General features: G+C 70.5%; 8 protein-coding genes. All 8 read left to right on the top strand.

Annotation, left to right across the window (positions count from 1 at the left end):
• Window positions 1-551, top strand: a 551-nt coding sequence (locus AOQ53_RS35885; RefSeq protein WP_059423829.1) for a hypothetical protein, incomplete at its 5' end; no start/stop codon positions are given.
• A 169-nt stretch (window positions 552-720) separates the two neighbouring features.
• Window positions 721-1,563 (top strand): nitrilase-related carbon-nitrogen hydrolase, encoded by an 843-nt coding sequence (locus AOQ53_RS35880; RefSeq protein WP_059423827.1) that lies wholly within the window; start codon window positions 721-723, stop codon window positions 1,561-1,563.
• The gene (locus AOQ53_RS35875; RefSeq protein WP_059423825.1) at window positions 1,560-2,846 is read left to right on the top strand and encodes an aspartate aminotransferase family protein; all 1,287 of its coding nucleotides are present in this window, start codon (window positions 1,560-1,562) and stop codon (window positions 2,844-2,846) included. The genes AOQ53_RS35880 and AOQ53_RS35875 overlap by 4 nt, the downstream gene beginning before the upstream one ends.
• A 28-nt stretch (window positions 2,847-2,874) precedes the next feature.
• Window positions 2,875-4,449: a PucR family transcriptional regulator gene (locus tag AOQ53_RS35870; RefSeq protein ID WP_059423823.1), complete on the top strand. Its 1,575-nt coding sequence runs from the start codon at window positions 2,875-2,877 to the stop codon at window positions 4,447-4,449.
• Between the two features lie 155 nt (window positions 4,450-4,604).
• Window positions 4,605-5,447 (top strand): nitrilase-related carbon-nitrogen hydrolase, encoded by an 843-nt coding sequence (locus AOQ53_RS35865; RefSeq protein WP_059423822.1) that lies wholly within the window; start codon window positions 4,605-4,607, stop codon window positions 5,445-5,447.
• A 91-nt stretch (window positions 5,448-5,538) separates the two neighbouring features.
• Entirely contained in the window at window positions 5,539-6,939 is a 1,401-nt protein-coding gene (gene hydA / locus AOQ53_RS35860) for a dihydropyrimidinase (RefSeq protein ID WP_059423821.1), read from the top strand.
• A gap of 11 nt (window positions 6,940-6,950) precedes the next feature.
• A complete protein-coding gene (locus tag AOQ53_RS35855; RefSeq protein ID WP_059423819.1) occupies window positions 6,951-7,973 on the top strand; it encodes a TIGR03842 family LLM class F420-dependent oxidoreductase in 1,023 nt (340 codons plus the stop codon).
• A 136-nt stretch (window positions 7,974-8,109) separates the two neighbouring features.
• Window positions 8,110-9,636, top strand: a complete 1,527-nt coding sequence (locus tag AOQ53_RS35850) for an NCS1 family nucleobase:cation symporter-1 (RefSeq protein WP_059423818.1) — start codon at window positions 8,110-8,112, stop codon at window positions 9,634-9,636.
• Window positions 9,637-9,734 lie beyond the last annotated feature (98 nt).

Here is a 9,734-nt window from a genome sequence, read left to right as displayed (position 1 = left end):
CGCAAGTCGTGGCCGTCGGCGGGGCGGAGCGGAGGGACGTCGTGCAAGCCGTCGAGGCGCTCGCGCGGCTGCGGAAGGAGGGGCGCAGCGGCGAGGCACATGCCCTGCTGGTCGAGGCCGCGACCTGGCCCCCGGCCCGGTTTCCGCTGCTCGCGGTCGAACTGGAGCGGGCCGGACTGGGTGCGGACTGGCAGACCCTGCTCTGGGAGGCCGCCTCGCTGCCCGCCGGGCGGCTGGTCGCCGCGGCGGACGCGCTGGGTGCGGCCGGGCGCACGGAAGACGCGCAGCAGATCCTGCGGCAGGGGGTCGCCCGGCCCCCGGGCGAGGTCGGACAGGCCGTCCTCGGACTCGTCGCCGAGGGCCGTCACCGCGAGGTGCGCGCGCTGCTCGACGCGTACGTCAGAGCCCGCACCCCCGAGGAGGCGGCCCGCAGCGCCGAGCCCGGCCCGCAGACCCTCGTACCGCTCCTGCTGGAGGCCGCGCAGGGCGTGTCGGACGAGCGCCGCTGGGACCTCCTCCACGCCCTCCGGGTCGCCGGATTCCCCGCCTGACCGGGGAGGCCGTGCCCCCGGCGACTCACCCACAGGAGTGCGAATCGCGCCCGGCGCCGCGGGTTGGCGACGATGGTCTTGGCAAGCCCGGGCCGGAGGCTTACGTTCGTGGCTCTACGGCCGTTTCTACGGGCGTAGAGGCGCTGACGTCGCGTCGAAGGAGCAGCTCATGGCCAACGTCGTACGTGCCGCTCTGGTCCAGGCCACCTGGACCGGCGACACCGAGTCCATGGTGGCGAAACACGAGGAGCACGCCCGCGAGGCGGCCCGCAGGGGCGCGAAGATCATCGGCTTCCAGGAAGTCTTCAACAGCCCCTACTTCTGTCAGGTCGAGGAGCCGGAACACTACCGCTGGGCCGAGCCGGTGCCTGACGGGCCGACCGTGCGGCGGATGCGGGCGATCGCGCGCGAGACCGGCATGGTGATCGTCGCGCCGGTCTTCGAGGCGGAGCAGCCCGGCTTCTACTACAACACCGCGGCCGTGATCGACGCCGACGGCACCTACCTCGGCAAGTACCGCAAGCACCACATCCCGCAGCTCAAGGGCTTCCGCGAGAAGTACTACTTCAAGCCCGGCAACCTAGGCTGGCCCGTATTCGACACCGCGGCCGGCAAGGTCGGCGTCTACATCTGCTACGACCGCCATTTCCCGGAGGGCTGGCGGGAGCTCGGCCTGGCCGGAGCCCAGCTGGTCTACAACCCCTCCGCCACCCACCGGAGCCTGTCGTCCCACCTGTGGCGGCTGGAGCAGCCGGCGGCGGCCGTCGCCAACGCCTACTACATCGCCGCGATCAACCGCGTCGGGCGGGAGGAGTACGGCGACAACGACTTCTACGGGACGAGCTACTTCGTCGACCCCCGCGGGCAGTTCGTGGGAGACCTCGCCAGCGACAGTCAGGAGGAGCTCGTGATCCGGGACCTGGACCTCGACCTCATCGAAGAAGTGCGGCAGACGTGGGCCTTCTACCGCGACCGCCGCCCCGACGCCTACGAAGGACTGGTGCAGCCGTGACCGACGACCTGCTGGGCCGCCACCGGGCCGTGCTCCCCGACTGGCTCGCCCTGTACTACGAGGACCCCCTGGAGATCACCCACGGCGAGGGGCGCCACGTCTGGGACGCCCGGGGCAACCGGTACCTCGACTTCTTCGGCGGCATCCTCACCACGATGACCGCGCACGCGCTGCCCGAGGTGACCAAGGCGGTGAGCGAGCAGGCCGGGCGGATCATCCACTCCTCGACCCTCTACCTCAACCGGCCGATGGTTGAGCTCGCCGAGCGCATCGCCCAGTTGAGCGGCATCCCGGACGCCCGGGTCTTCTTCACCACGTCCGGCACCGAGGCCAACGACACCGCCCTGCTGCTGGCCACGACGTACCGCCGCAGCAACACGATCATGGCGATGCGCAACAGCTACCACGGCCGGTCCTTCAGCTCGGTCGGCATCACCGGCAACCGCGGCTGGTCCCCGACCTCGCTGTCCCCGCTCCAGACGCTCTACGTCCACGGCGGGGTGCGCACCCGCGGCCCGTACGCCTCCCTCAGCGACGACGGCTTCATCGCGGCCTGCGTCGACGATCTGGTGGACCTGCTCGGGCACACCCGCGCGCCGGCCGCGCTGATCGCCGAACCCATCCAGGGCGTCGGCGGCTTCACCTCACCGCCGGACGGTCTGTACGCCGCCTTCCGCGAGGTGCTGCACGAGCGCGGCATCCTGTGGATCGCCGACGAGGTGCAGACCGGGTGGGGCCGCACCGGCGAGCACTTCTGGGGCTGGCAGGCACACGGGCAGAACGGGCCGCCCGACATCATGACCTTCGCCAAGGGCATCGGCAACGGCATGTCCATCGGCGGTGTCGTCGCCCGCTCCGAGATCATGAACTGCCTGGACTCCAACAGCATCTCCACGTTCGGCGGCACCCAGATCACCATGGCGGCGGGCCTGGCCAACCTCAACTACCTGCTGGAACACGACCTCCAGGGCAACTCCCGGCGCGTCGGCGGCCTGCTCATCGAGCGGCTGCGGGCCGCCGCCGCGCAGGTGCCGGCCGTACGGGAGGTGCGCGGCCGCGGGCTGATGATCGGCATCGAGATCACCAAGCCGGGGACCGACGAGGCCGACCCGCAGGCCGCGGCGGCCGTCCTGGAGGCGGCCCGCGAGGGCGGCCTGCTGATCGGCAAGGGCGGTGGCCACAACACCAGCTCGCTGCGCGTCGCCCCGCCGCTGTCCCTCAACGTCGCGGAGGCCGAGGAGGGCGCCGCGATCCTCGAGAACGCTCTGAGGAGCATCCAGTAGCAGTGAACTGAGGCAAGGGAAGTCCGCCATGACCACCACCCCGGACATCTGGGAGCCCCTGGAACCGGCCCTGTCGGTCCGCCAGGTCCTCACCCTTGAGCGGGTGCTCGCCGGGGAGCCCGAGGTGGTGGCCGGCGCGAGCCATCTCGACCGGCCGGTGCGCTGGGTGCACGTCGCCGAGGCCGCCGACGTCGGCGTGATGCTGAGCGGTGGCGAGATGGTCCTCACCACCGGCGTGCTGCTCGCCGGCGACGAGGAGAAGCAGGCCGAGTACGTCCGGTCGCTGCACCGCGCGGAGGCCGCTGCCGTCGTCCTCGGGCTCGGCCGCGCCTTCCCCGCCGCACCGGACGTGATGCGCCGGGCGGCCGAGCGGTGCGGGCTGCCGATGGTCGTCCTGCACCGGCCCTTCCCCTTCGCCGAACTGACCGAGGAGGTCCAGTCACGGCTCGTACGGCGCAAGTTCGCCGCCGTCAGCCTCTCCGAGGCCGTCCGCACCGAACTCACCGCCCTCATCACCGCGGGCGCCCCGCTGCAACGCCTGCTCGACGAGGTCGCCCGGCACAGCGCCTGCCCGGTCGTCGTCACCAACCTCGCCCACCGCGTCCTGGGCACGGCGGGGGAGCGGCCGGCGGTGGACGACGTGCTGCGCGACTGGGAGCGCATAGCCCGACAGGCCGGCGGCACCGAGGGCGACGGCTGGATCCGGGCCGAGCTGGGCGGGCGCGGGGAGAGGTGGGGCCGGATCGTGCTGTGCGGCTACCGGGGCGACACCGCCACCGGACGGCTGCTGGCCGACCGCGCCGCCGAGGCCCTCGTCCTGCACCGCATGCTCGGCGGCGGCGCCGCGTGCTCCTGGGAGGAGCAGTCCGCGCAGAGCCTGCTCACCGACCTGGTCAGCGGCGTCGTACCGGCACGGCAGCTGCTGCCCCGGGCGCGCGCGGCCGGGCTGCCGGTCAACCGGCGGACGTTCGTGCCGCTGGTCGTCCGTGACGGCGACACCCCCCGGCTCGACCGGCTGCTGCGCCTGCTGGGCCTGCCCGGGCTGGTCGCCGAACTGGCCGACGGAGCCACCGCCGTGCTGCTCAGCCTCCCCCGCGACCAGGACGCGGACGCCCTCGCCGCGCACTTCGCGACCCGGCTGCGCACCGACTCCGGCCCGGCCCGCACGGTCGTCGCCGCGGCCGACTCCCGAGTCGTCTGGGACGACGTCCCCGCCGGACTGCGCGAGGCCCAGCACGTGGCGGACGCCGTCGCCGACTCCGCCGCCGCCCTCGACCTCCCGCCGGTCGTCCGCCTGCGGGACGTCCACTTGCGCGGCCTGATCCGCCTGCTGCGCGACGACCCGCACGTACAGTCCTTCGCGGAGCGGGAGCTGGACGGGCTGCTGCGCGAGGCCGACGAGGACCTGCTGTCCGTCCTGCGCACCTACCTCGCCACCGGCCGCAACAAGTCCCGGACCGCCCAGCTCCACCACGTCTCCAGGCCCGCCCTCTACCGCCGCCTGGAAGCCATACAGGTCCGCCTCGGAGTGGACCTCGACGACTTCGAGCAGGCCGCCTCGGTGCACATCGCACTTCTCGCGCACGACGCGCAACAGCAGTGAAACACCCGACCACCTGGGAAAACGGCGGTGAAACATGCGCTCAGAGCAGAGTGACACGGTGACACGCCGCACGCCCGCAGACGTGACACGGTGCAACTCAACGACGCCTTTCGCCCTCCCTAGGCTCATGGCACACCGAGCGACCGGAGGTCCCGATGAGCCGAGTGATCCGTGCCGCCGTCTTCCAGACCGCCTGGACGGGCGACAAGGAGTCGATGATCCAGGTCCACGAGCAGGCGGCCCGCGACGCGGCCGCGCAGGGTGCCCAAGTCCTGTGCTTCCAGGAGCTGTTCTACGGACCGTACTTCTGCCAGGTCCAGGACCCGGCCTTCTACGAGTACGCCGAGCAGATCCCCGAGGGCCCGATCGTCCGCCGCTTCCAGGCCCTCGCCAAGGAACTGGGCATCGTCCTGGTCCTGCCGATGTACGAAGAGGAACAGCCCGGCGTCCTCTACAACACCGCCGCCGTGATCGACGCGGACGGCTCCTACCTCGGCAAGTACCGCAAGACGCACATCCCGCAGGTCAGGGGCTTCTGGGAGAAGTTCTACTTCCGCCCGGGCAACAGCGGCTGGCCGATCTTCGAGACCGCCGTGGGCAAGGTCGGCGTCTACATCTGCTACGACCGCCACTTCCCCGAGGGCTGGCGGGCGCTCGGCCTCGCGGGCGCCGAGATCGTCTTCAACCCCTCGGCCACGTCCCGAGGCCTGTCCGGCTACCTCTGGCAACTGGAACAGCCGGCGGCGGCCGTCGCCAACGAGTACTTCGTGGGCGCGATCAACCGGGTCGGAGTCGAGGAGTACGGCGACAACGACTTCTACGGGACGTCGTACTTCGTCGACCCGGAGGCCCAGTTCGTCGGCGAGGTGGCGAGCGACAAGGAGCCGGAACTGGTCGTCCGCGACCTGGACATGGCGAAACTGCGAGAGGTCCGCGACCGCTGGCAGTTCTACAGGGACAGGGTGCCGGGAACGTACGGTCCGCTGACGGACCTCTAGGGGCGCGGGGCTGTGTTCGATATGCGGCTACCGCCGCGTGCGCGAGACCAGCCCCGGACAACCGGCAGATTCAAACCGCGAGGAGCGACCAATGAGCCGAACATTGATCCGCGGCGGCCTCGTCATCACCGCATCCGACGAGATCCACGCCGACGTCCTGATCGAGGACGGCCGAATCGCCGCCCTCGCAACCTCCGGCACCCCCGCCGCCGAGGCCTTCACCGCCGACCGGACGATCGACGCCACCGGAAAGTACGTCATCCCCGGCGGCGTCGACGCCCACACCCACATGGAGCTGCCCTTCGGCGGCACCTTCGCCTCAGACACCTTCGAGACCGGCACCCGCGCCGCCGCCTGGGGCGGCACGACCACGATCATCGACTTCGCCGTGCAGAGCGTCGGGCACAGTCTGCGCGAGGGCCTGGACGCCTGGCACGCCAAGGCCGAGGGCAACTGCGCCGTCGACTACGGCTTCCACATGATCGTCTCCGACGTGAACCAGGAGACGCTCAAGGAGATGGACCTGCTCATCGAGGAGGGCGTCACCTCCTTCAAGCAGTTCATGGCCTACCCGGGCGTCTTCTACAGCGACGACGGCCAGATCCTGCGCGCCATGCAGCGCTCCGCCGAGAACGGCGGCCTGATCATGATGCACGCCGAGAACGGCATCGCGATCGACGTCCTGGTCGAGCAAGCGCTGGCCCGCGGCGAGACCGACCCCCGCTACCACGGCGAGGTCCGCAAGGCCCTGCTGGAGGCCGAGGCCACCCACCGCGCCATCCGGCTCGCGCAGGTGGCGGGCGCGCCCCTGTACGTCGTGCACGTCTCGGCCATGGAGGCGGTCGCCGAACTGGCCCGGGCCCGCGACGAGGGGCTGAACGTCTTCGGCGAGACCTGCCCGCAGTACCTGTTCCTGTCCACCGACAACCTCGCCGAGCCGGACTTCGAGGGCGCGAAGTACGTGTGCAGCACCCCGCTCAGGCCCCGCGAGCACCAGGCCAAACTGTGGCAGGGGCTGCGCACGAACGACCTCCAGGTCGTCTCCACCGACCACTGCCCCTTCTGCTTCGTCGGCCAGAAGGAACTCGGCCGCGGCGACTTCTCCAAGATCCCCAACGGCCTTCCGGGCGTCGAGAACCGTATGGACCTGCTCCACCAGGCCGTCCTCGACGGGCACATCTCCCGCCGCCGCTGGATCGAGATCGCCTGCGCCACCCCGGCCCGGATGTTCGGCCTGTACCCGAAGAAGGGCACCATCGCGCCGGGCGCCGACGCCGACGTCGTCATCTACGACCCGCACGCCGAGCAGGTCATGTCGGCTTCAGAGCACCACATGAACGTCGACTACTCGGCGTACGAAGGCAAACGCGTCACCGGCCGGGTCGAGACGGTCCTCTCGCGCGGCGAACCCGTCATCACCGAGCGGGAGTACACCGGACACGCCGGGCACGGCGTCTACACCCCGCGTTCCACCTGTCAGTACCTCAACTAGGAGTGGTGCGGATGGACTTCGGACTCGTCCTGCAGACCGACCCGCCGGCCTCGCGGGTGATCAGCCTGATGAAGCGCGCGGAACGGAACGGATTCTCCCACGGCTGGACCTTCGACTCCGCCGTGCTGTGGCAGGAGCCGTTCGTGATCTACAGCCAGATCCTGGCCAACACCACGCAACTGAAGGTCGGGCCGATGGTGACCAACCCGGGCACCCGCACCTGGGAGGTCACCGCCTCCACCTTCGCCACCCTCAACGACATGTACGGCAACCGCACGGTCTGCGGCATCGGCCGCGGCGACTCCGCCATGCGCGTGGCCGGCCGCAAGCCCAACACGCTGGCCCGGATCAGCGAGGCCATGAAGGTCATCCGGGCCCTCGGCAGCGGCCAGGAGGCCGACCTCGGCGGCGGTACGGTCGTCCGGTTCCCGTGGATCAGGCCGGGCGCCGAACTTCCCGTGTGGATGGCCGCGTACGGCCCCAAGGCCCTGAAGATGACCGGCGAGGAGGCCGACGGGTTCATCCTCCAGCTGGCCGACCTCTATCTGACCGAGTACATGGTCAAGGCCGTGAAGGACGCGGCAGTCGCCGCCGGCCGGGACCCCTCGGAGGTGACCATCTGCGTGGCCGCCCCCGCCTACGTCACCGAGGACGACTCGCCCGAGGCGCTCTCCCACGCGCGCGACCAGTGCCGGTGGTTCGGCGGGATGGTCGGCAACCACGTGGCCGACCTGGTGTCCAAGTACGGGGAGCACTCCGCAGCCGTCCCCGACGAACTCACCGACTACATCAAGGCCCGGGAGGGCTACGACTACTCCCACCACGGCCGCGCGGGCAACCCCGACACCCAGTTCGTGCCCGACGAGATCGTCGACCGGTTCTGCCTGATCGGGCCGGTCGAGAAGCACGTCGAGAAGCTGAACGCGCTGCGCGCGCTCGGCGTGGACCAGTTCGCCGTCTACGACATGCACGACGCCCAGGAAGCCGTGATCGACGCGTACGGATCACGGGTGATCCCGGCCGTCAACGGCTGACCCCCTTCGCGGCACCCCTCCAATCTCCCCCCTTCCCCCGGCCCGGGAAGGGGGGCCAGGACGCTCCCGAGCGCACCCCCCATCGGCATCACCCGCATGGCCTTTCCCGTCCCACCTCCCCTGATTGGCCTGGCCCATGACCGATACCGCTCCCACGGCCCCACCGCCGCCCACTCAAGTCACCCTCGCCGACGGCCGGGTGGAGATCGCCCCGGGCGCCCCGGCGCCGACCGGTCCCTACGCCAACGAGGACCTGCTGCCGGTCCCCGTCGAGAAGCGCACCTGGACCACGTACAACTTCTCCGCGCTGTGGGTCGGCATGGCCCACAACACGGCCTCCTGGACCCTGGCCTCCGGTCTCATCGCCGTCGGCATGGACTGGAAGCAGGCGGTGTTCACCATCGCCCTGGCCAATGTGATCGTGCTGATACCGATGCTGCTCACCGGGCACGCCGGACCCAAGTACGGCATACCCTTCCCGGTCTTCGCCCGTGCCTCCTTCGGCATCCGCGGGGCCAACCTGCCCGCCGTCGTACGGGCGCTGGTGGCGTGCGGCTGGTTCGGCATCCAGACCTGGATCGGCGGCGAGGCCATCTACTTCCTGGCCGGCAAGCTCGTCGGCAGCGGCTGGACGGACGCGGCGAAGGTCGGCGGCTACGCCTGGACGATGTGGCTGTCGTTCGCGATCTTCTGGGCGCTCCAGGTCGTCATCATCTACCGCGGCATGGAGACCATCCGCCGCTTCGAGAACTGGGCGGCGCCCTTCGTGCTCGTCGGCGCGTTCGTGATGCTGTGGTGGATGAGCGACAAGGCGGGCGGTTTCGGCCCGCTGTTCGACCAGCCGTCGAAGCTCGGCTGGGGACCGGACTTCTGGAAGCTGTTCGCCCCGGCCCTCATGGGCATGATCGGCTTCTGGTCCACGCTGTCGCTGAACATCCCCGACTTCACCCGCTACGGCAAGAGCCAGAAGGCGCAGACGTGGGGTCAGGCCCTCGGTCTGCCGACGACGATGACGCTGTTCGCGTTCCTGTCCGTGATGGTCACCTCCGGCTCGCAGGCGGTCTACGGCGAGGCGATCTGGGACCCGGTACAGCTCGCGGCCAAGACCGACAACACGGTGGGCCTGCTGTTCGCCCTCGTCACCGTCCTGGTGGCGACGCTGTCCGTCAACGTCGCGGCCAACCTGGTCTCGCCCGCGTTCGACTTCTCCAACATCGCGCCCCGCAGGATCAGTTTCCGCGCCGGTGCCCTCGCCACCTGCGTCCTCGGAGTGCTGATCTTCCCGTGGAAGCTGTACTCCGACCCGCAGGGCTACATCTTCACCTGGCTCGGCCTGGTCGGCGGCCTGCTCGGCACCGTCGCGGGCATCCTCATCGCCGACTACTGGATCCTGCGCCGCGCCAAGCTCGATCTGACCGACCTGTACCGCACGGGCGGCCGCTACTGGTACGAGGGCGGCTGGAACTGGCGGGCCGTCGTCGCCTTCGTGGCCGGAGGCGTCCTCGCCGTCGGCGGCGCCAGCTTCAAGCCGCTGATCGACGGCCGCCCCATCCCGGCACTGGCCGGCCTGGCCGACTACGGCTGGGCGGTGGGCCTGGGCACGTCGATGGTGCTGTACCTGGTGCTGATGGCGGCACGGGGCCGGGACCGGACCATCGTCTGACCGCGGACGCGGACGCTGGAGGACGGTCAGCCCTAGCTTGATCTTTAACCTCGGGCCTCGAACGGCTCGTCGTACTTGATCACTCGTGTCGGTAACTG

It is taken from the genome of Streptomyces azureus, from assembly GCF_001270025.1.
Classification (GTDB): Bacteria; Actinomycetota; Actinomycetes; order Streptomycetales; family Streptomycetaceae; genus Streptomyces; species Streptomyces azureus.
Note: the sequence above shows the minus strand (reverse complement) of the source record. Positions and strands in the feature narration are given on the sequence as shown.